The sequence below is a fragment of the Azoarcus taiwanensis genome, from assembly GCF_012910885.1.
GTDB lineage: Bacteria > Pseudomonadota > Gammaproteobacteria > Burkholderiales > Rhodocyclaceae > Azoarcus_F > Azoarcus_F taiwanensis.
Window position 1 is genome coordinate 1 of record NZ_WTVM01000041.1, and the last position, 24404, is coordinate 24404.

Annotated in this window: 22 protein-coding genes; 16 read left to right on the plus strand and 6 right to left on the minus strand. The window is 62.4% G+C overall.

Going from position 1 to position 24404, the window contains the following annotated elements:
* Together GPA21_RS08665 and GPA21_RS08670 are read right to left on the minus strand one after the other, a co-directional pair.
* Window positions 1–376: hypothetical protein (locus tag GPA21_RS08665; RefSeq protein WP_168987804.1), on the minus strand; the 376-nt coding region annotated here is incomplete at its 3' end.
* On the minus strand, window positions 373–1497 hold the full coding sequence (locus GPA21_RS08670) for an ISAs1 family transposase (RefSeq protein ID WP_168987805.1): 1125 nt from the start codon (window positions 1495–1497) through the stop codon (window positions 373–375). The genes GPA21_RS08670 and GPA21_RS08665, both read right to left, overlap by 4 nt.
* 265 nt (window positions 1498–1762) lie before the next feature.
* Between GPA21_RS08670 and GPA21_RS08675 the strand changes: the two genes are divergently transcribed.
* A complete protein-coding gene (locus GPA21_RS08675) occupies window positions 1763–2725 on the plus strand; it encodes a hypothetical protein (protein ID WP_211163501.1) in 963 nt (320 codons plus the stop codon).
* Window positions 2726–3000: 275 nt separating this feature from the next.
* On the opposite strand, the gene GPA21_RS08680 is transcribed toward GPA21_RS08675, so the two are convergent.
* Window positions 3001–3240 (minus strand): helix-turn-helix domain-containing protein, encoded by a 240-nt coding sequence (locus tag GPA21_RS08680; protein WP_168987807.1) that lies wholly within the window; start codon window positions 3238–3240, stop codon window positions 3001–3003.
* Window positions 3241–3479: 239 nt separating this feature from the next.
* Between GPA21_RS08680 and GPA21_RS08685 the strand changes: the two genes are divergently transcribed.
* From GPA21_RS08685 to GPA21_RS08695, 3 genes are read left to right on the plus strand one after another with little or no spacing between them, the layout of a single operon-like run.
* Window positions 3480–4397 carry a GIY-YIG nuclease family protein gene (locus tag GPA21_RS08685; protein WP_211163502.1) on the plus strand — a complete coding sequence of 306 codons (918 nt, stop codon included), beginning with the start codon at window positions 3480–3482 and terminating at the stop codon, window positions 4395–4397.
* Window positions 4398–4409: 12 nt separating this feature from the next.
* Window positions 4410–5567, plus strand: a complete 1158-nt coding sequence (locus GPA21_RS08690) for an AAA family ATPase (protein ID WP_168987809.1) — start codon at window positions 4410–4412, stop codon at window positions 5565–5567.
* Window positions 5568–5577: 10 nt separating this feature from the next.
* On the plus strand, window positions 5578–6174 hold the full coding sequence (locus GPA21_RS08695; protein WP_168987810.1) for a hypothetical protein: 597 nt from the start codon (window positions 5578–5580) through the stop codon (window positions 6172–6174).
* A gap of 1064 nt (window positions 6175–7238) precedes the next feature.
* Here GPA21_RS08695 and GPA21_RS08700 read toward each other — a convergent pair.
* Together GPA21_RS08700 and GPA21_RS08705 are read right to left on the minus strand one after the other, a co-directional pair.
* A complete protein-coding gene (locus tag GPA21_RS08700; RefSeq protein ID WP_168987811.1) occupies window positions 7239–8651 on the minus strand; it encodes a heavy metal sensor histidine kinase in 1413 nt (470 codons plus the stop codon).
* Entirely contained in the window at window positions 8648–9328 is a 681-nt protein-coding gene (locus GPA21_RS08705) for a heavy metal response regulator transcription factor (protein WP_168987812.1), read from the minus strand. Before GPA21_RS08705 ends, GPA21_RS08700 begins: the two co-directional genes overlap by 4 nt.
* A gap of 206 nt (window positions 9329–9534) precedes the next feature.
* On the opposite strand from GPA21_RS08705, the gene GPA21_RS08710 reads away from it, so the two are divergent.
* The 11 genes from GPA21_RS08710 (at window position 9535) to GPA21_RS08760 (ending at window position 22299) form a co-directional block, all read left to right on the plus strand.
* Complete coding sequence (locus GPA21_RS08710) at window positions 9535–9903, plus strand: copper-binding protein (protein WP_168987813.1); 369 nt, start codon at window positions 9535–9537, stop codon at window positions 9901–9903.
* 63 nt (window positions 9904–9966) lie between these two features.
* On the plus strand, window positions 9967–11271 hold the full coding sequence (locus tag GPA21_RS08715) for a TolC family protein (protein ID WP_168987814.1): 1305 nt from the start codon (window positions 9967–9969) through the stop codon (window positions 11269–11271).
* Window positions 11268–12797, plus strand: coding sequence for an efflux RND transporter periplasmic adaptor subunit (locus GPA21_RS08720; RefSeq protein WP_339379867.1), 1530 nt, complete (start codon window positions 11268–11270; stop codon window positions 12795–12797). Before GPA21_RS08715 ends, GPA21_RS08720 begins: the two co-directional genes overlap by 4 nt.
* Window position 12798: 1 nt before the next feature.
* Window positions 12799–16002: an efflux RND transporter permease subunit gene (locus GPA21_RS08725; protein ID WP_168987815.1), complete on the plus strand. Its 3204-nt coding sequence runs from the start codon at window positions 12799–12801 to the stop codon at window positions 16000–16002.
* A 133-nt stretch (window positions 16003–16135) separates the two neighbouring features.
* On the plus strand, window positions 16136–16612 hold the full coding sequence (locus tag GPA21_RS08730) for a hypothetical protein (RefSeq protein ID WP_168987816.1): 477 nt from the start codon (window positions 16136–16138) through the stop codon (window positions 16610–16612).
* Window positions 16613–16830: 218 nt separating this feature from the next.
* Window positions 16831–19398 carry a heavy metal translocating P-type ATPase gene (locus tag GPA21_RS08735; protein ID WP_168987817.1) on the plus strand — a complete coding sequence of 856 codons (2568 nt, stop codon included), beginning with the start codon at window positions 16831–16833 and terminating at the stop codon, window positions 19396–19398.
* Window positions 19399–19482: 84 nt separating this feature from the next.
* Window positions 19483–20151 (plus strand): class I SAM-dependent methyltransferase, encoded by a 669-nt coding sequence (locus tag GPA21_RS08740; RefSeq protein WP_211163503.1) that lies wholly within the window; start codon window positions 19483–19485, stop codon window positions 20149–20151.
* 162 nt (window positions 20152–20313) lie between these two features.
* Complete coding sequence (locus GPA21_RS08745; protein WP_168987818.1) at window positions 20314–20628, plus strand: DUF2933 domain-containing protein; 315 nt, start codon at window positions 20314–20316, stop codon at window positions 20626–20628.
* A complete protein-coding gene (locus GPA21_RS08750) occupies window positions 20625–21281 on the plus strand; it encodes a methyltransferase family protein (protein ID WP_168987819.1) in 657 nt (218 codons plus the stop codon). The genes GPA21_RS08745 and GPA21_RS08750 overlap by 4 nt, the downstream gene beginning before the upstream one ends.
* Before the next feature lie 48 nt (window positions 21282–21329).
* Entirely contained in the window at window positions 21330–21848 is a 519-nt protein-coding gene (locus GPA21_RS08755; RefSeq protein ID WP_168987820.1) for a YHS domain-containing protein, read from the plus strand.
* A gap of 46 nt (window positions 21849–21894) precedes the next feature.
* The gene (locus GPA21_RS08760) at window positions 21895–22299 is read left to right on the plus strand and encodes a c-type cytochrome (RefSeq protein WP_168987821.1); all 405 of its coding nucleotides are present in this window, start codon (window positions 21895–21897) and stop codon (window positions 22297–22299) included.
* A 17-nt stretch (window positions 22300–22316) separates the two neighbouring features.
* Here the strand turns inward: GPA21_RS08760 and cls are convergent, their stop codons facing one another.
* The gene (gene cls / locus GPA21_RS08765) at window positions 22317–23780 is read right to left on the minus strand and encodes a cardiolipin synthase (RefSeq protein WP_168987822.1); all 1464 of its coding nucleotides are present in this window, start codon (window positions 23778–23780) and stop codon (window positions 22317–22319) included.
* 187 nt (window positions 23781–23967) lie between these two features.
* Here cls and GPA21_RS08770 point away from each other — a divergent pair, with 187 nt between their 5' ends.
* Window positions 23968–24333 carry a DUF4148 domain-containing protein gene (locus tag GPA21_RS08770; protein ID WP_168987823.1) on the plus strand — a complete coding sequence of 122 codons (366 nt, stop codon included), beginning with the start codon at window positions 23968–23970 and terminating at the stop codon, window positions 24331–24333.
* Window positions 24334–24404: the final 71 nt, after the last annotated feature.

Sequence of the window (24404 nt, forward strand, 5' to 3'; positions counted from 1 at the left end):
GGGGTGGGGCGGCGGCGCGCGTGGCACTATCAGTCGAAATCGCCGCCGCCCCCCATTCTTCCACGCGCGGCTTGGAAGAATGATTCCCGCTCCTTGACTCTTCAGATCCCTTTTTATGGCTCTGATTGCCACCAATAGATGAATTCTGCGAAGTAAGGTATGTCTGCTCTACATACTGACACGCATCACGCAGTGCATTGCGCACAATGTCCGTGATACTCATCTCTAGATTCTGCTGTTGAAGCAGCTCCTGCGCGGCTTCAAGTCTGCTCTTCTCGCTTACTGGAATACGTACAGTGATCTGCACTGATCCACCGTCGCCGTCTTTAGGACGAATGAATCCAGGCATTTGAGTCCAGGGCAATCGCACCTTCATGTCATAACTCCGAGCAGTTCGGCACGGAACCTGTCGGAGGTGGCGGCTAGCATCCGCTTTGTCTTGATGCTGCCCTTGCGTGAAGTGTTCATCCGAAGGAGGTTCATCACGATGTGGCGAACGATAGCGAAATTGTTGGCGGCAAAGCCGGTACGAACGGTCGATTGGTCCTCGTTGAACTGGACGTCGAGGCACCAGTGAAGTCGGTTCTCCACTTCCCAGTGGCTGCGCACCGCATGGGCGATGCGCCTTGCATCTGCCGGCAGGGAACTGATGTAGTAGCGTCGCTCGCAAGAGCGCTTGCCAGCGACGGTGCGCTCGCGCTCAATAATCGCGAAGCTCTTCAGGTCCGCCCACTGCTCGGCCTTGTAGAGGCGTTCGACTGCATTGAAGGCCCAGCAGCGGCGCACTTCGCTGCGGCCATGTCCGTCGTCGGCAGTTTCGCTGGTGGACGTCGGGGCGAGTTTGCCCCCCACGCCGGCCTGCGCGAGGAGAAAGGATTCGACCAGCTTGGGATGATTGTCCTTCACGCACAGCACGTAGTCGGCGCCACGGTTGCGAATCGTACGCGCAATGCTCGCCTGGGCGCCCATCGCATCGATGGTGACGACACAGCCTTCGAGCGCGAGCGTGGCCAGCAACTCCGGGATGGCGGTGATCTCGTTGGATTTCTCGGCGGTCGCCGTCTGCCCGAGCACCAGACCAATATCTGCGGCAAACGCGCTGACCATGTGCAAGGGCTTGGCCTGGGCCTTGGTCGTGCTTCGTCGGCTGGTCTTGCCGTCGATTGCAACCACGGTGTCGCTGTCCAGCGCGGGAATCAGCTGGCCGACCCAGCGCCGAAATGCAGCCTCGAATTCGCCAGGATCCAAGGCTGCAAACACGCGTCCGAACGTGTCGTGCGAAGGAATCCCGTTCTCAAGCACCAGAAAGCCTCGCAGCCAGTCGATGCGCTCCTTGGCCCACGCCTCGATCTCGGAGAATTCGTCCGCGCTGCACAGCACGGCGCATACCGCCACCGTGAGCAACTCTGCCAAATCGTGCCTGACCTGGCGAGTGCTGCGCGGGTCGGAAATCGAGACAAGCACCTGCATGAGCGGCATCACTTCCCTCGTCTTCATGGGAACCCCAAAAGACGAGGAAACTACACAATTTCGTATGCTGTGAACAGCGGTTTCGTAAGTGCATGACCGTGAACGCTATTTTGGATGCTGCTATGTCAGGTAGGTGCGATTGCCCTGGCATTTGAGTCGTCGTAACGAGCGGGTGTCTTTTGCGAGACATGATCATCTCCTGTTGATTGAACACACAGAGATGATGCAAGAGCTTTTCGGTGGTCTGTATAGCGTATAACCTGATTCGAATAGATGATTTCGCGGAATTCTTATGGCTCGACCAAGCAAACTTGATAGTTGGAGTGCTTCAGATGCATTCCGGATTCGTGCTTGGTTTAGCAGCGTTTACTACACGCTATTACCAGAACAGAATCAGGTAGTGGCCGCACAGTTGGAGCGATACCTGCAGCATACGCACCACCCTGTTTCTGCTAGTCGTCTATCTGCATGGCGTAACGGGACTGACCGGCCGAGCGAGGACTGGATAATGCGGTTTCGCCGCTTGAACACAGACACAGCAGCCGCTCAGGCATGGTTGCGCAGGGACTATCCGGAGGGCGCGGGCTCATATCAATTGCTGCTTTACGTGCTTGATCGAGTACTCGACGAAGAATGTTCAGTAGGGGAGCTCAAAGACTGTCTCGAATCGATTACCTCTGTATGGTTGCCTCGCCACCGAGCTGGCAGATCAGCTGAACGGGGGCACGCAGCCGGTGGGTGGGCGATCGAGCCGCTCAATGAGTTCGCGATTGATTGCGGGCAAGTCGCCCGGTTGCGTGTGACGGACTGGCTGAGCTGGCTGCCGTTCATGCTTGGCTTGGCGTCGTTGCTCATGCCCGGACATGCCAGCTCAGCGTACAGATCAGCTGACATACATCGTGTAGATCCATGTCCAGAGCTGATGAAAGCATGGGCGTACCAGGTAATCTGTATTGCATGCCTTATCAGAGCGATTGATCGCAGGTCAATGCCCGACATTCATATGTATGATCGTGCGCCAGAATGGATACAAGCCGTGATCATCGAACATTACATGCTGGACACGAGAAGCGCATCAGCTACGGTCAGAAGACTAGCGTCCATGCTGAACGAAGTGAACGTGGAAGATGCTCAGCTTGTTGCGAGAGCACTTTCGCTGGCACGGACACTTGTGCATGACGAAATGTTGCGTCTTGGCAGCCCGCTGTCAGTCTTTGCTCGTTCGTATGCATCGATTCGGCTGGCGGAAGTGTAGCAATAGCTGGTAATGGTTGGTTGTCGATGGCGAGTGATAGCTATTGATAGCCGTATTCTGAAGTCTTGTGGAATTGACGGCATGTTTCTGTGATCGACCGCATGAATGAGTTGGAATCGTTCTCCTTATAGCGTCAATCGCTGCACTCAAGAAGAGGTTGCCAAAATCTGCTCAATTGCCTTCAGTCTGAGAGCACTATGCTATTCACTGGCTGTGCTACCCAGCGCCAGAAAGAGAGGGCGGCGGCACTATGTATGAGCTCTTCATGCACAGGGCTATCGTGGCAGTTTGTGATCCGGAATGTATTCAACTAGCTGTTCGATGGGGCAGTCGAAGTACGCGCAAAGCTTGTCGATGACTTCGATGGTGGGATTCGCATCTCGTTTGAAGTTCGCTAATGCGGACAACGTGTTTCGATGAATGCCGGTCGCTTGCGAGAGTTCGACAAGTGTTGTCAGTTTTCCATCGCGGAACTGCTTCTCTGATAGCAGTTCGCGTAGTTTGAATTTGAGCATTGGGAAGTAGCGAAATAGCGTTGACAATTATAGAGATGTACAGTATAGTACGCATACACACAACAACATATGTGGTGTGCGTTGATAAGTGTAATTGGTGATTAGGAGAACGACAATGAACACATTGTGCGGCATTTGTGTAGCTGGGGGGCTACTAGGCATCCCCCGCGTCGGAGGCGTCCGGTGCGGGGGATGGCTGGGGCATATGCCTTCAGACCAGCACGCACAGGGAGTTCATGATGTCTTTCCAATCGCAAGCACATTCGTTCGACGAAAAGCGTAAGTTCGTATATTTTCTTCAAGACCCGGTCACCGGGCGCGTCAAGATCGGGCACACCCGTAGGCCGGGGGCCCGCATTTCCAGTCTCGCTAGCCGTCACCCGACTATTGATCTGGCGAATTCGGCACTGATCGAAACAGATACTCGCGCGCTTGAGTATGTGCTGCACGGTGTGTTCAAGTACGCACACAGACCACTCGCCGTATATTCAGACGGGGGTACGGAATGGTTTGATGCTGCAGTGTTCGAAGACGCAATTGCGTTCGCAAAGTCTGTCGGGGAGGTTCGCGGCAAAGACTACCCCCTGATCCGCGATCTGACCGAGATGGTCCAGATGCATCGAAGCAAGAGCGCTGAACGGTGGGCCAGGGATGTTCGCCAGACAGCTGTACCGGCGCCTCTTCCACGGGATGCCTCATTGTATGCGTTGGCTGATGCTGCCTTCGAACGTGTCATGCATTGCATTGACATTCTCGGCGAGCGTGGGCTGGAGTGTCTTGTCACTGATGGGTTGCATTGGGCGATTGAACGTGTTGTCGATCGCGACGACGAGCCGGAGTACTGGACCGATGCATGGCGTGCGCCCCATAGTTGGGCGAACCGGCTGTGGATTGCATCGCACGTCGTTGGTCCGGATGGGCCCGACTACGGCCGTTCGTTTCATGGATTCATCGGTACGACTTTCGTGCGGGCTGGCGACAATGCGCGGGAGTTCGTTCACTTGCCGAATCGGTGGCAGCAACTCGCCGCGCGCGGTGATCAATCGGCCGAATCACGTTTCTTCGGTCATCTGCAGGAAACGCTCGCCGGTCTGAAGGTGCGGTACGTTCCGATTGATGCAGATCCGTTTGGCGTCTCGCCAGCGGCTGAACAGTAAGAGGAGCCGACGATGATTACGGTCACGTCGGCACGCGGGGCCGAGCCCGCGATCGACACTGTTGGCATTGGACGCAGCACATCCGTTGCAAGACTGCGCGACACGGTCGCAGAGCTTCGTCTGCGCTTGCAGGCTGCGCGCTCTGATCCGGAACGACGAGCGGAGGTCGGCTACGACAGAGGTAAAGTCGTACGCATTTTTGACCCCACTATTCGTCCTGGCAAGAGTCTTTCAGCTGAGCGAGACGTAGTAAGGCGTCACGATGACATTCTCAAGATCTTGCGAGAAATGGGGCCGTTCCGCTTGGTCGGAGCCCTGGCCGGCCCCGAGCTTGCGGAGAAGTTGGAGCATCTGCTGAATACGCATCCGAACTTCCGGGAGGCGACCGAGTTTCTTCTGCAAGAAGAAGCGCTGGCGCGCCGCCGCGGGACTGGCATCTGCGGAGTGAAGCTCTTGCTCCATGGAGCTCCAGGCGTCGGAAAAACAGACTATGCGTTGCGTGTAGCTGAAGTGCTCGGATTGCCGTTCCAGGTAATCGGAATGAGTAGTGCGCAGGCAAGCGCTTCGTTGGCCGGATCCGAAGAGTACTGGGGGAATACGCAACCGGGATGCGTCTGGCAGTCTCTGGTGGTGGCGGGCCTCTCCGGAGGGCAGGTGGGACTCTCCGGAGGGCAGGGCATAGCTAATCCTTTGTTTGCCTTGGACGAAATAGAGAAAAGCAATCGAGGTGCTGGCGATCCTCTGGGTGCGCTCTATCAGCTTCTTGAGGATACGACTGCACGTGTCTTCGCTGACAAGTCCGTGCCTTGGCTACCTGTTGATGCGTCGAACGTGAATTGGTTCGCGACGGCAAATGATGTCAGCGCCCTTCATCCGGCGATCCTCTCCCGCTTTGTGTTGATCGAGCCGGATCCGTTGACTACTGATCAACTCAGAGAAATCGCACAGAGAATCTACAAGCAGATGCTCAACGAGTTCGGCTTGACTGATGAACTCGAGAATTCTTTGCATGTGGACGCACTCGATCGACTCGCGGAGTGCAGCGTAAGAGACATCAAGCGAACGCTGCGACAGTCGATTGCGTTGGCGCTGCGGGAAAATGAGCGCTGTGTTCGGATTCCCGTTCCTCGGAATAGCAGCCGGCGAAGGCCCGTAGGATTCGTTGGTTAAGGGGGCGCTCATGAATATGCAAGATCCGAAGGATTGGTTCAGGCTGCTTCAGATTCGTGAAGGAGATAGCGCAGATCTGATCACGAAAATGAATGAGCAAGTACAGCTGATGACTCGCGCGAAATACCCGCACACAAATGACTATAAGAACGAGGAGGTGCCGGCAAAATACGGTGCCCGGCTTGACGCGCTGACATCTGACGATACTCCGGCATTTGATCCGACACTGCCGATTGCGGCTCTCAGTATCTGGGAACGAGCGCTGAGAACTGCAACAGTTGATGTCGGTGGTCGCTTGGTAGCTGACACGCTACTGGCTCACGAGTCAGATGAGCAACTTCGAAAGCGCTGGAGCGACTGGTTCGATAACGGCGATTATTGGCCTCGTTTAGTAAAACAGAACTGGGTACAAATCGTACGTGAAGCAGCGGTGGTGCTGGAGGAATGGGCAAAGGGCGAAGGTATGAGGCAGGTCGATGGAGCCAGTGAAGTTGTTTCTGCTGTGGCATCTAGCGTGCGGGAGCTGTCATTCACTGACATTGTTCCAGCGGATTTGATTAAATCTACAGGTATGGACGGTGAGGAGCGTTTCGGTTCCGATTGGTGAGTCCTCCTTAACTCTCAATGTAGCGGCTCATTGCGTGCGGTTGTCTATTAGGAACGGAATGGATATGCACCACAGGCATTCGTACAGTTAAAAAAGTTTTAGAGCATGCTTTACATTCAAAAAATCAGATGCTAGCATCAACTCACATAAAGCTTATGGGTCTAAGTAATTGACTTGGTAAGTTCTGTGACGTTTCGCTTGGCGCCTTATAGGTGGCATCTGAAACTGAGTAGATCCGTGAGGTTGCGATTCCGCCGTATAGGCGGCTTAGAAAGTTTTGTTTTTCACGGAGAACACTCCCTTCCGCCGTATAGGCGGCTTTAGTAAAAGAGGAGCCCCGGCTTAATCAGCCGGGGTTTCGCTTATTTGGGTCAATCACTTTGTGACGCTGCCGCACCAGCAGCAACAAGGGCTGCTCCGGTTACCGTGTAGTGGGTGGCCGTGCGTATGCGTATCACTTTGCCCACACCCGGTGGTAGTCGAGGCAGGCAATGGCGGAGATGACGTGCGGGCGGTCCACACGGGCGGTGGTGCGGAACGCGGTCTTAGCCAGTATGGTCGAGTGACCGCTTGCTATTTCAGGCTACGGCCGGATCTGAGCCCTTTGAACTCAACCTCACAGACCTACCGAGGTCCTACACCGCACACCGGCTTCTACGGCGGGTGACCGAATAGGCCGGCCATTAATGGCGACTGCTCACTGGCAGGTCGTCGGCCGAAGGGGCCGTTCAGCTTGTGCCCAGCGAGCGGCGGCAATGCCGACGACACCGGTCGCCGAGCGCTCAAACGAGGTTGAACGGCAGGTCTCTGATACCTCGAGCTCACCCTATCGACCCGTTGCTGTCATCCGCTCACACGTAGCCATCCGGCAGGTAACCGAGCAGAGAGGTCACAAAGCAAAGCAAACGGCCGACTCCACTTCGGCTTATGTGGGCCGGCTGCGGGTCGTTGGCCCCATCGGTCACTCGCCAGGTGCTGTCAGTGCAGACCAACACATGAACGCACGAAAACGACCGCCCGTGCTCGATCCATTTTTGCACATGCACCCCGTTCTGGATGATCCATTAACGTTTCTCGAGGAACCTTGCGGGAAGGGTGATCGTGAAGACAGTTCCGGTCGATTCCGAATTTAGATCGATGTAACCACCGTGCGCCTCGACAATCGAGCGCGTGATCGAGAGCCCGAGGCCGGAGCCGTCACTTTGGCGGAGGCGTGACGGGTCCGCCCGGTGAAAGCGCTCGAAAACCAGCGGCACCTGATCCGGCGGGATCGGCTCGCCAGGATTGCTGACCGCGAGCTTAACCTGTCCGACATCAGCCTGGATCGCCACTTCGACGGTTTCGCCGAGCGGCGTGTGCCGAATCGCGTTCGACAAGAGATTGGACAGCGCGCGGCGCAGCATCAGCCGGTCGCCGATGACCTGGCCGGCGCCAGACAGCTTCATCCGGATGCCCTTCTCGTCGGCAAGCGCCTCGTAGAACTCCAGCAAGGCAGCCCCCTCCACTTCCAGCGCGACAGTTTCGGCGGGTTTGGGCAGCAGGCCGTTGTCGGCCTTGGCGAGGAACAGCATGTCAGCAATCATTCGTGCCAGCCTATCGAACTCCTCGAGGTTGGAGTGCAGCACTTCGCGATATTCGTCGGCCGAGCGGCTACGGGATAGCGCCACCTGGGTTTCGGTCATCAGATTGGAGACGGGTGTGCGCAACTCGTGGGCGATGTCGGCCGAGAACTCGTTCAAGCGCCTGAACGAAGCTTCCAGACGTTCGAGCATGCCGTTGAAGGCTTCGACCAGCTCACGCATCTCGGCCGGTGCATCACGCTCGGACAAGCGTTCTCCCAGACGCTCTGCCGACAAGCGGCTGGCCGTGGCGGTGACCCGGCGCATCGGTGCAAGCCCCTTCTTCGCCGCCAACCAGCCCAGCATGGCCGCGAGCACGGCGGCGGCCGAAATGCCCAGCCCGAGCTGAACCCGCATCGCGCGCAGAAAGTGCGCATGGTGCGACGTGTCTAACCCAAGCAGGACTTCGGCTGCGACGGACTCGGGCAAACGCACCTGCACCGTGGCCGCTTTGCCAATGAAGGGGGTGCCACGGGCGTCCCGCCATTTCATGAGTTCGGCGCCCCGGCGATCCGGGGCCGGCACTGTCAGCGAGGCGAAACGATCGTCAAGTACCGCGTGCTGCCAGTCGCGTGCGGGAATGCTGAGACGAAGCGCGACCGTGTCATGGCCGGCGAGTGCGTCATCCAGCCGGCCGGGCAGCAAGGCCAGCGCGTCGTCAGAGCCGGTCGTGGCGAGCAGGGTCTCGACGGCAACCAGTTTGGCGGCGAGCTCGTGCTGGTCGAGCTCATCGAAATGCGCCGACACCGCCCGATCGACTGCGATGCCGACGACGATCAGCAGCCCGCTTGCCATCGAGGCGAACAGCGCCGCAAGCCGCGCGGTCAGCGAGAGTCCGCCGGTTTCGGCGACGCTCATGCTTGGCCGTCCGCTTCTAGCACATAGCCCATGCCACGTACCGTGCGGATCAGTTTGGGTTCGAAGGGGTCATCCACCTTGGCCCGTAGCCGGCGCACCGCGACTTCGATCACGTTGGTGTCGCTGTCAAAGTTCATGTCCCAGACCTGGGAGGCGATCAGCGAGCGCGGCAGCACCTCGCCCTGGCGGCGCAACAGCAGTTCGAGCAGACCAAACTCCTTGGCCGTGAGATCGATCCGCTGGCCACCACGCGTGACCCGGCGGCGCATCAGGTCGAGTTCCAGATCGGCCGCACGCAACACCTCGGGCTCCTTGTTCTTGCCCCGGCGCAACAGCGTGCGCACCCGCGCGAGCAGTTCGGAAAAGGCAAAGGGTTTGACGAGGTAGTCATCGGCGCCGAGCTCCAGGCCGTGAACCCGGTCTTCGACCGAATCGCGGGCGGTCAGGAACAGCACCGGCATCTCGCCACCGGCGCGGCGCACCGCCTGCAGAATGGTCCAGCCATCGACACCGGGCAGCATGACGTCGAGCACCAGCAAGTCGTAGTCGCCGGTCAGTGCGAGATGCATGCCGTCAATGCCCTCGCGCGCGAGATCGACGACGAAGCCCGCCTCGCTCAAGCCCTGGCGCAGATAGTCGCCGGTTTTCAGCTCGTCTTCGACGATCAGAATCTTCATTCGTCATTCCTGCTGCGTGTGATGAACCGATTCTGCCAGCCCCAAGCGCACTCCGCGCACACATTACAAAGATGTAATCCGCGCGTCAGCTTGTCGTTCGGAAGCCCGCCTCATCATGCACCGGTCGATGGACGCTTCGTACTCCGCAATCCGAATCCGGCCACGATCGCCCACGCTTTTATCGAACCCTGGAGGAGTCACCTCAAATGAAAACCCTGTCTTCCGCAGTCCTCACAGCCGCGCTCGTCATCACCGGTTTCGGTGCGAGCCAGGTGTTTGCACAAGCCGGCCACGCCGGAAATCACCGTGGCCACGCACCGGCTGCCGTTGCAACCGAACCCACGGCCTCGGGCCTGTCCGAAGGGACGATTCGCCGGGTCAATGCCGACGCCGGTACCGTGACCATCGCCCATGGCCCGCTCGCAAACCTCGACATGCCGCCGATGACGATGACCTTCCGTATCAGTGGTGAAGCCTCGCTCGACGGTCTGGCCAATGGCGACAAGGTGCAATTTGCCGCAGACAAGGACGGCGACGAGTTTGTCGTGACCGCGATCGAGAAAGCCGCCGATTGATTCGGTTACGGGGCCGGCGAGCGCCCCGCACCCACGTTCCATGCCTGCGCGAACTACCCTGCCATGAACCTGATCCGCTTCTTTGACCGCCCGACCAGAACCAGGGCGTTGTGCGCGGCCACTCTGGCCCTGGTCTGGAGCACGACCGTCCTCGCCGATGCACCGCCAGCCGGCCCTGCGCTCGGCGCCGATCTCGACACATTGATCGCCCACGCGCGTGAGCACAATCCAGCCCTCGGCGCGAGTCGGCTGGATGCCGCCGCCGCCCGCGAACGCGTGATATCGGCGACCGGCCTGCCCGACCCGCGCTTCGAGATCGAGCTGATGGACGTCACCAACTCGATGAACCCCGGGCGCTCGGCTTCGCTGGTGCCCGGCGAGGTTGGCACCACCACCCTGCGGGTGACGCAGATGCTGCCCTATCCGGGCAAGCGTGCGCTGCGTGGGGAAGTGGCCCAGGCGCTCGCCGACGGATATGCGGCAGATGTCGAGCAGACCCGGCTGGACATCGAGGGGGCCATTCGCCAAGCCTTTATCGCCTACTTTCGTGTGGTCGATCAGGCCCGCATTCTGGAACAGACGATTGCACTGAACGAAAGCCTCGAAGCGCTGGCACTCAGCCGCTACGCGCTGGGCCTCGCCAGTCAGCAAGAGGTGCTGCAGGTTCAGGGCGCGCTGTCTTCGCTCAGGCTCGAGGCGGTCGAACTCACGCGTCGCCGCGCCAGCGCACAGGCAAACCTGAATGTCTTGTTGCCCCGGGCGCCGGACGCCCCCCTGTCCGCGCCGGTGGCCTTGCCCCCCTTGCCACCGCCGGCCGCGCTCCACGCCCTCATCGAGCAGGCATCCGCACAGGCTCCCGCACTTGGCCGCAGTCGTGCGCAAGTGCTTGCCGCAGAACGCAACAGCGCGCTGACCTACCGCGAGCGTTACCCGGATTTCGGCGTATCGATTGCCAACAACCGCCCGCGAGGCGGGCGTGAGAGCTGGGACGTGATGTTCGAGCTCAACATCCCGCTGCAGCAAGGCAGTCGGCGTGCGCGGGAACGCGAAGCGGAGTATGCCCGCGCCGCAGCCGAGGCCCGGCGGGAAGCCACCGAACACCAACTGGCCGGGGCGGTGGGCGAAGCCCATGCCGCACTCGAGGCCCGTCGCGCACAGGCTGCCCTGATTCGCGACACGCTACTGCCGCAAACCGAAGCCGGGCTCGCCTCGGCACGCGCCGGCTACGAGACCGGCAGCATCGATTTCGCCGCCGTGCTGGCGGCCCAACAGCGCGTCCTGAACACCCGCCTCACCTTGCTCGACGCCGAGGTCGAAGCCGCGCTCAGCGCCGCCACGCTTGAACAACTTCTGGGAAGCTCACTGTGAAACCCGCCCTCAAACCCACGCTGATCGTCACCGCGGTGGCAGTCGCACTCATCGCCGGCTATCAGATCGGCCAGCACACCTCGGCGGCCGATCACGGGCATGCATTCGATGCTCATGCCGCGCCCGCTTCCGACGCCGCAACGAGCGAACCCGGCGAGCGGGTCATCCTCTACTACCGCAACCCGATGGGCCTGCCCGACACCTCCCCGGTGCCAAAGAAGGATTCGATGGGCATGGACTACATCCCGGTCTATGCCGATGAACAGGGCGACGATGTCGGCACCGTGCGGGTCAGCCCGGCACGCTTGCAAAGCCTGGGTGTGCGCACCGCCGCAGTGGAATACCGCACGCTCGATGCCGCGCTCCGCGCAGTCGGCCGGATCGAGCTCGACGAGCGGCGCATCCACGATGTGTCGCCACGTTTCGAGGGCTGGATCGAGCGCCTGCATGTGAATGCGACCGGCGACCCGGTGCGTCGCGGGCAAGCGCTGTTCACCGTGTATAGCCCGGAGCTGGCCTCGGCGCGTCAGGAGCTGGCGATTGCCGAGCGACTGGCCAGCACGGCGGCTGCGGACCCTGTGGCGCAACAGGGCGCGCAGCGTCTTGCGGACGCGGCACGTGCGCGTCTGCGCAACTGGCAGGCAGGGGGAGCCAGTGGCAACAGCGTGGTCTTCAGCGCTCCGGCCGACGGCATCGTGCTCGAGAAGGCCGCGGTCGAAGGCATGCGCTTCACGCCGGGCATGCCGGTCTATCGTATCGCCGACCTGTCGAGCGTGTGGGTGCTCGCCGACGTGTATGAGCAGGATCTCGCCCGCATCGCCCCGGGGCAGCCGGCGCGGGTGGGTATCGACGCCTATCCGGGGCGGCATTTCGACGCCCGGATCACCTACATCTACCCGACCCTCAACGCCGCGACGCGGACGACGCCGGTTCGGCTCGAACTCAGCAATACTGACGGCCTGCTGCGCCCCGGCATGTTCGCGCATGTGGAACTGCTCACCGGCGGCGACGCAGCCCGCCTGACCGTGCCCGACTCGGCCATCATAGACGACGGCCAGCGCCGAATCGTGCTCATCGCCGAGGGTGAAGGCCGGTTCCGCCCGCAAGTCGTCGAGACCGGACTGCGCAGCCGTGACCATGTGGAGATCCTGTCCGGCCTCGACGGTGACGAACGGGTCGTGGTGTCGGCCAACTTCCTGATCGACGCCGAGAGCAATCTGCAGGCGGCACTAGCGAGCTTTGGCGAAGGCGACCCCGAGCAAGGGCCGGCACGCTATGAGACCCGCGGCGCGTTCGAGGACTACTTCGACGACACCGGCAGCGTGATGCTGATGCATGAAGCGATCCCCGACCTGCACTGGCCATCGATGACCATGGAGTTCGGCCTGGCCGACCCGGCGCTGGTCGAGGGGCTGGCCCCGGGCACACCGATCCGCTTCGCCTTCGAGGACCGGGGCAATGGCGAGTTCGTCGTCACCGATATCGTCCCCGAGGCTGCCGACGGCCACCGCCACGAGGGCCACTGACATGCTCAATCGTCTCATCGAGTGGTCCGGGCGCAACGTCTTCATCGTCGCGCTGGCCACGCTGTTCCTGATCGGCGCCGGCCTGTACGCGATCAAGAACACCGCGCTGGACGCGCTGCCGGATCTGTCCGACGTGCAGGTCATCGTGTTCACCGAGTTCCCCGGCCAGGCGCCGCAGGTGGTCGAGGACCAGGTCACCTATCCGCTCACCACCGCGATGCTGTCCGTGCCCGGCGCCCGGGTGGTGCGCGGCTTCTCGATGTTCGGCGCGTCCTACGTCTATGTGATCTTCGAGGATGGCACCGACATCTACTGGGCGCGCTCGCGGGTGCTGGAATACCTCAGCTCGGCCGCCGGGCGGCTGCCGCAGGGGGTGGCACCGCAGATCGGGCCGGATGCGACCGGCGTCGGCTGGGTGTACCAGTACGCATTGCTCGGCCAGGACAAGGACCTCGGCGAGATGCGCAGCCTGCAGGACTGGTACGTGCGCTATCAGCTGAGCCAGGCCCATGGGGTGTCGGAGGTCGCCAGCATCGGCGGCTTCGTCAAGGAGTTCCAGGTCGTCGTCGACCCGCACCGGCTGGCGAGCTACGGCATTCCATTGGAGCAGGTCGGGAGGGTCATCGGCGCGTCGAACCGCGATGTCGGCGGCCGGGTGATCGAACTGGCCGAAAAGGAATACATGGTGCGTGGCCGCGGCTACCTGCGCGGCATCGAGGACATCGAGGCGCTGGTGCTGGGCAACGACCGCGGCACACCGGTGCGTGTCAGTGACGTCGCGCGGGTGGAGCTGGTGCCGGCGGGACGACGCGGCATCGCCGAGCTCAACGGCGAGGGCGAAGTCGCTTCCGGCATCGTCATGGCCCGTTTCGGCGAGAACGCGCTCGACGTGATCGCCAACGTCAAGGACAAGATCGCCGAAATCAGCCCGGGTCTTCCCGCCGGCACCGAGATCGTGCCGGTCTACGACCGATCGGAGCTGATCCAGCGCGCGATCGACAATCTCAAATGGACGCTGCTCGAGGAAAGCCTGATCGTCGCCCTGGTGTGCGTCGTGTTCCTGCTCCATGTGCGCAGCGCGCTGGTCGCGATCGTCACCCTGCCGCTGGGCATTCTGTTCGCGTTCATCGCGATGAACGCGCTCGGCATCGGCTCCAACATCATGAGCCTGGGCGGCATCGCGATCGCGATCGGGGCGATGGTCGATGCCGCGATCGTGATGATCGAGAACGCGCATAAACGGCTGGAGCGTTTCGATGCGACCGCGAGCGGGCTGAGCCCGGGAGACTATGCGAAGAAGCGCGCGCGGGTCATCATCGACGCCTGCAAGGAGGTCGGCCCGGCGCTGTTCTTCTCGCTGCTCATCATTACCGTCTCCTTCCTGCCGGTGTTCGCGCTGGAGGGTCAGGAGGGGCGGCTGTTCTCGCCGCTGGCCTATACCAAGACTTTCGCCATGGCCGGCGCCGCCTTCCTGTCGCTGACGCTGATCCCGGTGCTGATGCTGTTCTTCGTGCGCGGGCGCATCCTGCCCGAGGCCAGGAATCCGGTGAACCGCTTCCTGATCTGGAGCTACCGACCCATGATCAGCGGCGTGCTGCGCTTCAAGTGGATCACCATCGTGCTCGCGCTCGCGGCGATGGCGGCGACCATTTACCCGGCGCGCCAGCTCGGCTCGGAGTTCATGCCGACGCTCAACGAAGGCACGCTGTTCTACATGCCGGCCTCGATTCCCGGCATGTCGGTCACCGAGGCCGGGCGGCTGCTCGCCACCACCAACCGCATCATCAAGACCTTCCCCGAGGTGGAGTCGGTATACGGCAAGGCAGGCCGGGCCGAATCGGCCACCGATCCGGCGCCGATCGAGATGTTCGAGACGGTGATCAACCTCAAGCCGGAGTCCGAATGGCGGCCGGGGGTGACGATCGACTCGCTGATCGCCGAGATGGACGCCGCACTGCGCTTTCCGGGCCTGGCCAACTCGTGGACCATGCCGATCAAGGCACGCATCGACATGCTGTCGACCGGCATCCGCACGCCGATCGGGGTCAAGGTGTTCGGGCGCAGTCTGGAGGACATCGAGCGGGTCGCGCGCGAGGTCGAAGCCGCGGTGAAGTCGGTGCCCGGCACCACCAGCGCCTACGCCGAGCGGGTCACCGGGGGACTGTATCTCGACATCGAGCCGCGCCGCGACCAGCTCGCCCGCTACGGGCTCACGGTCGACGCCCTGCAGCAGGTGGTGGCCACCGCGCTCGGCGGCGAACAGGTCACCACCATGGTGATGGGGCTCGAGCGCTACGGCGTGACCGTGCGCTACCCGCGCGGCCTGCGCAGCGACCCGGAGCGTATCGCACGCGAGGTGTTCCTGCCGACCGCCAGCGGCATGGTGCCGCTCGGCCAGGTCGCCGAAGTCACCATCCGCAACGGCGCACCGGCGATCCGCACCGAGAACGCGATGCTGGTCGGCTACATCTATGTGGACACCCGCGAATCCGACCTCGGCGCCTTCGTACGCCGGGCGCAGCAGGCGGTGGCCGAGCAGGTGAGCTTCCCGCCCGGCACCTACGCCACCTGGAGCGGCCAGTTCGAGTACATGGAGCGCGCCAAGGAGAAGCTCAAGATCGTGGTCCCGCTGACACTGGCGCTGATCTTCGTGCTGCTCTACCTCAACTTCCGGCGCATGACCGAAACCCTGATCGTGATGAGCACCGTGCCCTTCGCGCTGATCGGCGGCATCTGGCTGATGTGGTGGCTGGGCTACAACATGAGCGTCGCGGTCGCGGTCGGCTTCATCGCGCTGGCCGGGGTTGCCGCGGAAACCGGGGTAATCATGCTGATCTATCTGGATCACGCCTGGCGCGACGCGCAAACCCGCTGCGCCGAAGAGGGGCGCCACCCCGGTGTGGCCGACCTCTACCGCGCGGTGATGGAAGGCGCGGTCGAGCGGGTGCGACCCAAGATGATGACCACGATCACCGTCATCGCGGGCCTGCTGCCGATCATGTGGAGCACCGGCACCGGCTCCGAGGTGATGCGGCGCATTGCCGCACCGATGGTCGGCGGCATGGTGTCCTCGACCATCCTGACGCTCATCGTGATCCCGGCGATCTATGCGGTGGTGAAGCAGTGGGGTTTGCCTCGCGAACGATCGGGGCCGCTCGCGCCGGAGGCCGAACCCCAGGCGCTGCCACAGGGCGCGCGCGGTTGAGTGGGTGGGTGTGATGCACGGCGACGCCGCCGTACATTACAAAGTTGTAATCCTCCAGTCAGCGTGGCGTCGACCAGCGCGCTCTAGACTGAAAACAGATGCACAGCAAGGGCCTGTTCAAAGGAGAAACATCATGAAAACTCTCACTCGCAATCGCACACCGCTGATCCTAGCCGTCCTGCTCGGCGGCAGCCTGATCGTCGGCGCTTCGTTCGCACAGCAGGACGACCATGCGGCCCACCACCCGGCCGAGGCCGTAAGCGCCGAAGCCATGCCAGGCGCCACCCCGGCTGCCCGCATCTCGGCGATGCAGGAGCGCATGCAGCGCATGCGGCAGATGCAGGACCCTGTCGAGCGCATGAAACTCATGGAAGAGCAAATGGCTGAAATGGAAGGCATGATGCACGCCATGCCGGCCGACTGCCCGATGATGTCCGGCGACATGCCGATGGGCCCGGGCATGATGCGAGGTGGCATGCAGGGCATGATGGGAATGCACGAGGGCATGCAGGCTGGTTATCCGGCAGCCATGCACCAGCGCATGGAAATGATGGAAAAGCGCTTGGAGGCGATGGAGCAGCGAATGCAATCGCAGTCGCCCGCCCGCTGAGTCGATCGGCTTCGCAAACTGGTCCGGATGCAGGGCCTTGCCCTCATCCGGACATCCTGCCCGCACCCCTGCTGGGCAGAATCTTTCACTTATGGCGGCTCGAGATCTGATGAGCGGTCGCCCCGCCAGCCTGACAAATCCGTAATCCCGCTGCAATCGTTCGGACAGCCATCGCAGATCATGCTGAGAGCCTGAAAAACAACTTGAGGGACCGGGCCATGAGCACACCAGCCATTGTTTCGAAAACGGTTCTGATTACCGTGCCCGGCATGGGTAGCGAGCATTGCGCCGGCCGGGTGTCGAGCGCGATCGAGCATGTGCCGGGTGTCCGCCGGGTTGCGACCGACATCCCGACTCGCATGGTCACCGTCGCGTTTGACGACGCCGCAACCAACAGCGGGCAGATCCGCGACGCGATCGAACGGGCCGGCTACACCGTCTGCATGGGCGATTCCGCCAGCACCACAACCGCGCACGGACACGGCGCCCACGCGGCGCCCCCTGATGCAACGCCCCCCATTCCTGCCACAGCTGCGACACGAAGCGTGCGGCTGACCGTGCCCGGCATGGGCAGCGATCACTGTGCCGGCCTCGTGTCGAGTTCGATCAAGCGACTCGCGGGCATCGCACACATCGAAACCAACATCGCCAGTCACCGCGTCACGGTACAGTTCGACCCGACGCTGGCGCAGCCCGGCGCGATCCGCACCGCCGTCGAGCGCGCCGGCTACGACGTCGACGCGCTCGACGAGGGGGCCGGCGAGACGGCCGAACGCGAGGTCGAGTCCGAGGAACGCTACCTCGCGCTCGCGTGGAAGCGGTTGTGGATCGCCGCGATCCCGACCACGCTGATCATGCTGCTGATGGCCCCGCACATGTTCTGGCAGCCGATTCCGGGCTATCTCGCAATTGTCGCGTTGCTCGCCTTCCCGGTCGTATTCACGAACGGCGGCCTCGCGACGCACCGCTCCGCATGGCGCTCGCTGACGAACCGCACCGCGAACATGGACGTACTGATCTCGCTGGGCAGCCTGCCGCCCTACCTGATCGGGCTGATCGGCTTTTTCTACCCAATGACGTCCTTCATCGAGATGGCCGCGACCATCATGACCTTCCACCTGCTCGGCCGCTACCTGGAAACGCGCGCAAAAGGCCGTGCCTCACAGGCGATCAAGAAGCTGCTCACGCTGGGCGCCAAAACCGCCTCGGTGCTGCGCGACGGGCGCGAGGTCGAGGTGCCGGTGGCCGAGCTCGTGGTCGGCGACGTGATGGTGGTACGCCCCGGAGCGAAGGTGCCGACCGACGGCGAGATCGTCGAGGGTGCGAGCCACCTGGACGAATCGATCGCGACCGGTGAGTCGGTGCCGGTCGAGAAGGGGCCCGGTGACGCGGTCATCGGCGCGACCATCAACAAGGAGGGACTGCTCAGGATCCGTGCGACCAAGATCGGCGCCGACACCTTCCTGTCGCAGGTCATTCGGCTGGTCGAGCAGGCGCAGGGATCCAAGGTTCCGATCCAGGAGTTCGCCGACCGGGTGACCGGACAGTTCGTTCCAGTCGTGATCGGGATCAGCATCGCGAGCTTCGTGATGTGGCTGGTATTCGCCGCGAGCCTGCAGCCGGTGCTCGACTGGGGGGCGGGCTTCCTGCCCTGGGTCAATCCGACCCTGACGCCGCTGATGGTCGGCACGCTGTCGGCCGTCGCCGTGCTCGTGATCGCCTGCCCGTGCGCGCTCGGGCTCGCGACGCCCACCGCGCTGATGGTCGGCTCCGGCCTCGGCGCCGAGCGCGGCGTGCTGATCCGCTCCGGCGAGGCTATCCAGACCCTGAAGGACATCAAGGTGATCGTGCTCGACAAGACCGGCACGATCACCGAGGGCAAACCGGCACTGACCGACATCGTCGCGGCCGACGGCTTCGACGAGGCAACGGTGCTGCGTGCCGCGGCGTCCGTCGAGGCCGGCTCCGAGCATCCGCTCGGCCAGGCCATCGTCAGTGGTACGCGCGAGCGCGGCATCGAAGTGCCCGCGGTACATGCCTTCAAGGCGGTGACCGCGCGTGGGGTGCAGGGCGAGGTCGACGGGCGCACGGTGCGCGTCGGCAGCCGCCGCATGCTCGACGAGGTCGGGATCGCGTACGGGCCGCTCGACGACACGCTGAAGCGCTTCGAGAACGAGGGCAAGACCGCGATGCTGGTCGCGATCGACGACCGCGCCGCCGGCCTGGTCGCAGTCGCCGATACCGTCAAGGCCGACTCGAAGAGCGCGATCGCCGCACTGCACGAGTTGGGCATCCGCGTAGTCATGGTCACCGGCGACAACGAGCGCACCGCGCGCCATGTCGCGGATCAGGTCGGCGTCGACGACGTCATGGCCGGGGTGCTGCCCGAGGGTAAGGTCGATGCGGTGAAGGCGCTGCAGCAACAGCACGGGCAGTGGGTCGCGATGGTCGGCGACGGCATCAATGACGCCCCGGCGCTCAAGCAGGCCAACGTCGGCATCGCGATCGGCGCCGGCGCCGATGTCGCGATCGAGGCGGCCGACGTCACGCTGGTCAAAGGCGAGCTGACCAAGGTCGTCGAGGCGATCCGGTTGTCGAAGGCGACCTTCTCGAAAATTTTGCAGAACCTCTTCTGGGCCTGGTTCTACAACGTCGCGGCGATCCCGATCGCGGCGCTGGGCCTGCTGCACCCGATGATCGGCGTCGTCGCGATGACCGCGAGTTCGCTGTCCGTCATCGGCAACTCGCTGCTGCTGCGCCGTGCGCGGCTGGAAGTCACGCGTTGACCGGTTGCTCCACACGATGGTGAGGGCATTCCAAGCGAAGCGCTCTCCCAACCTCGCCGCAGACACCCCTTCTCAGGAGCGAGCATGATGTCTCAAGTTGACGACCAGAAATATGTCCCCGCCCTCGGCTTTCGCTGGCTCACCCCCGCCTACGACGCGGTCGTGGCCTCGACGACACGCGAACGCACGTTCAAGTCGGCCCTCATCGAGCAGGCAAGCTTCGCGCCGGGCCAGCGGGTACTCGACCTCGCCTGCGGCACCGGCACGCTCGCGGTCTGGACCAAGCAACGCTATCCCGAGCTCGACCTCACCGGCATCGACGGCGACCGCGAGATCCTGTCGATGGCTGCACGCAAGGCGGAGCAAGCCGGGGTCGCGATCCGCTTCGATCACGGCCTGTCGTATGCCCTACCATACCCGGACGCCCAGTTCGACCGGGTGGTCTCGAGCCTGTTCTTCCACCATCTGAACTGGTCCGACAAGATGCGCACCGCCGCCGAGCTGTTTCGGGTGCTGCGACCCGGCGGCGAACTGCACGTCGCGGACTGGGGCCGTGCCAGCGGGCCGCTGATGCGCGCGGCATTCTTCGCGATCCAGGTGCTCGACGGCTTCGAGAACACGCGCGACAACGTCTCCGGGCGGCTCGTCGAACTGTTTTCCGGCGCCGGATTCGCGGCCGTACGCGAGCAGCGACGGTACGCGACCGTTTTCGGCACGATGGCACTGTATAGCGCAGAGAAACCGGCCGTCTGAGACGGATCTCGCGTTATCGAAACGTAATCCCCACGTCAGGTTCCCGTCGGAGCCTCCAGCGCATCATGACCCCGTAAGCCCGATTCTGCCGCCACCTGCGCAGTTATATGGATGCAGAACGGTTCGCACTGCAGATCCGACAATCACAGGGGTAGCCACGCCATGCAAGCGCACGACCACCAAAGCACTCGCCACGAGCACGATGCACCCGAAACGAATCGCACCGAGCGGCAGTCGCCTGCACAGCAGGTGACGCGAAGCAAGCGCGCGAAATGGGTTTTCGTCGGATTTCTCGCGCTGAGCGCGTTCGTTCTCATTGCCGAGCATCGCGCGCATCTGATCCCCTATCTGCCATGGCTGATCCTGCTCGCGTGCCCGTTGATGCACGTGTTCATGCATCGCGGCCACGGGCATGGCGGGCACGGCGGTCATCAGCACGGCACACACGGGCGCGACGCGAAGGGGGATGGGCGATGAACGGCATGTCCGCATACGGCCTGTGGTCGCTGGTGCTGCTGAACTCAGCGATTTTCATCGCGTTCGCGTTCAGCTTCGCGAGGCCGCAGACGACGCGCGACTGGCGTTCTTTCGGCGCCTACTCGGCCTTCATCGTCGCACTGTTCGCCGAGATGTACGGATTTCCGCTGACGATCTACCTGCTCTCGGGCTGGCTTTCATCGCGCTTTCCGGGCGTGGAGTGGTTGTCGCACGACGCCGGCCACCTCCTGGAAATGATGTTCGGCTGGCGCGCGAACCCGCACTTCGGCCCGTTCCACCTGCTCAGCATCGGATTCATCGTCGCCGGCTTCTGGCTGCTCGCGAAGGCGTGGCCGGTGCTGTACGAAGCTCAGCGCGAGCGCCGTGTCGCCGATACCGGTCCCTACGCATACATTCGCCACCCTCAATACGTCGGCTTCGTCGCGATCATGTTCGGTTTTCTGCTGCAGTGGCCGACGCTGATCACGCTCGCGCTGTTCCCGATCCTCGCTTTCCTGTACGCGCGGCTCGCGCGCCGCGAGGAGAGCGACTCGATCGCCGCGTTCGGCGATGCCTATCGCGACTACAAGGCGCGCACACCGGCCTTCATTCCGCAACGAGGACGGAATGTATCAGCGGATTCCCTGGACTGACGCGCCCGGCACGCGCGATCGCAACCGACGAATCGAACGGAGGAAATCATGGACCGGAAGTTGAAGGACGTGGTCTGCGGCATGGAAGTCGATGCCGACAGCTACGCGCATGACTATGCAGGCACCGTGTACGCATTCTGCTCCGCCCAGTGCCGCGATCGTTTTCTGGCGCATCCGCACCTCTTCATTGGCCTGGCCGGGCAGCCGGCCCCGAAACAGGAGGGGCGCAGCGTGCTCAAGCATCGCTGCTTCGACCTCGGGACATCCCTCGATGACCATCATGCACGCGTACTCATCGAACATGTCAGCGCATTGATGGGCATAGCGTCGATCGAGGCCGAGGATCGTCAGGTCAGAGTCACGTACGACTTGTTGCAGATCACCGCAGAGCATATCGAAGCCGAGCTCGAGGCGGTCGGCGCGAAACTCGGCCAGGGTTGGGCTGCGACCTTGAAACGGGGTTTCGTCCATTTCACGGAGGAGTGCGAAGTGGGTAACCTGGAAGTCGGACCCCGTTTCGGGAGCCATCGCTCAGTCGGTGGGTCGTCCTGTCATGGCAAGGGATAAACGCACTCGAGATCCAAACAACCCGCAACCCGGAAGGAAACATTCAATGCTTGAAACCCGTCGCCAGTCGTTCATCCTGCGAATCGGCTTTGCCATCATCCTCGGCGCACTGACCACCGGCGTGGCTGCGCAAGCCTGGCAGCCACCCCCGAAACCGAGTCCCGGCCTGATGCCCAATCCGAACGTTGGCCAGCCGTTGTACGAGACGTACTGTGCAAGCTGTCACGGCGCCGACCTGAACGGTACGGAGGTTGGTCCGCCGATGCTGCACAAGATCTACGAACCGTCACACCACAGCGACGCGGCCTTCCAGATGGCGGTAGCCCAGGGTGTGCGTGCGCATCACTGGCAGTATGGGGACATGCCGCCGGTCGAAGAGCTCACGCCCGATCAGGTGGCGCACATCACCGCGTATATCCGGATGCATCAGCGACGGGTTGGCATCCGCTGACGTTTCACCAGCTGGACTCAAAGCACCGGCGCGGTCAGGTAGGCCGCACGCGAGAAGAGACGGAACCACCACCGCTTTTCATCCAATTCGGCAAGCGACATGGTGCGTGCATGGGCGAAGTCGTGGTGAAACATCTCCTCCGCTTGTGCCGCGAAGTCCCTGTCCATGACCCAGGCGGTGATCTCGAAGTTGAGCCTGAACGAGCGGTTGTCCAGATTCACGGTGCTGATGCCGGTGGCCAGGTCATCCACAAGAAACGCCTTGGCATGCAGAAACCCGGCCTGGTAGCGGTGGATCGACACGCCGGCCTCGATCAACGGGCCGACGAAAGCATACGCCGCGTAGTGGGTGAGGACGTTGTCGGGACGCTCCGGAATCAGGATGCGGACATCCACGCCACGCAGCGCCGCCAGCTTGAGGGCACTGATCACCCCTTCATCGGGCACGAAATACGGACTGGAGATCCACAGCCGACGGTGGGCTGAACCGATGACATGCTGCACCATCAGGCTGGCGGTCTCGAAACGATCTGCCGGACCGCTCGGTAGCACCAGGACCGGAAGGTTGCTGTCGGCAAGCGCGGGCATCCATTCGAGTTCAGGCACCTCGTCCGTGGCCCAGTGCCAATCCTCTACGAAGGAGAGTTGGAGACACAGGGTAGCCGGGCCGAACATCCTAAGGTGGGTGTCGCGCCAGGCGCCGATCCGATTGTCACGCCCGAGGTATTCGTCACCGACGTTCAGCCCGCCCAGCCAACCGGTGTGGCCATCGACGATCACGATCTTGCGGTGGTTGCGGAAGTTGAGCTGCAGCCGGTTGCCCGTGCCCCGGGTCGAGTGAAAGCGGCGCACCTGAACGCCGGCCCCGGCCAGTTCCGCGAGAAAGCTCGCCGAAAGCTGGTAGCTCCCGATCTCGTCGTACAGGAAGAACACCCGCACCCCTTCGCGCGCTTTCGCCATCATCGCCTGCTGGAACGCGCGTCCGACCTCGTCGTCACGAAAGATGTAGTACTGCACCAGCACGTAGTCTCGCGCCTGCCCAATGCCCTGCAGGATGCTGTCGAAGGTAGCCTGACCATCGATCAGCAGTTCCACCTCGTTACCCCCGACGATCGGCATCTTGGCCAGGCGTTCGATCGCCCCGACATGCCGCTCCCCGGGCGGCAAGGCCACCCGATGAGGGTGAACCAGCGACATCATCTCCTCGAGCTCATGATGGAGCCGGCTGTCCTCGTCGCGTCGTCCGACGACGTACCCCTGGAACTTCGTCCGCCCGAAGATCCAGTAGGCCGGCACCGCGACGACAGGCGCCGCATTGAGCGACACCATCCAGGCCACCGTGCCCTGAGCGGTGCGTACTGACATCAACGCATCCAGCGAAGACAGAAAGCCCAACAATTGGGCGACGGCGAGAAAAGTAATGACACGGCGGCGGCGCTTTCGCGGCGGCAGGTCAGATGCACCAAGCGATTCCGTCTTCATCGCGCCTCCAGTGGCAAGGGAGCATCTTTTAAAGTTTAGCGCGTTGCGACTGGGCAGATGTCTTGATCGTCATGTTGCTGACGCCGATGTAATGCCCCCTTCAGCTTGCCGTCATCGGTGCCTCCCTATCATGAACCCCGTGATGCAGACAAAGCGTTACCTACATTGATAAACAAGGAGCCACAGCATGACGATCAAAAAAACCCTCATCGCCCTTTCCTTCGGCATCTTCGCCGTTCCGTTCGCAAGCGCCGACAGTGGCATGCACTGGGTCGGGGGCGAAGCCGGTTACGACTTCCACGTGATGCCCTCGACCAAGAGCCGGGCCGAGGTGCTCGAGGAACTGCGCGCATTCCGCGCAGATCCGGTCGCCGCCGACGGCTGGCGCTACGTAGGTGGTGAAACTGGTTGGGTACCGCCAACGCATGAGTACACTTTCAAGAACGGTCGTCTGGAGCACGTCGGCAACATGGCTCACAACTCACCTCGGCCTTCACTGCAAATGACCGAGGAGGAGCGTCGCCACTACGAGGAGCTCTATTCAGGCAGCTGAAACAAGGCGAGAAACGAATCTTGTCGAATGAATCGCGGATTACATTTTTGTAATCCGCGATTCAGCTTCTG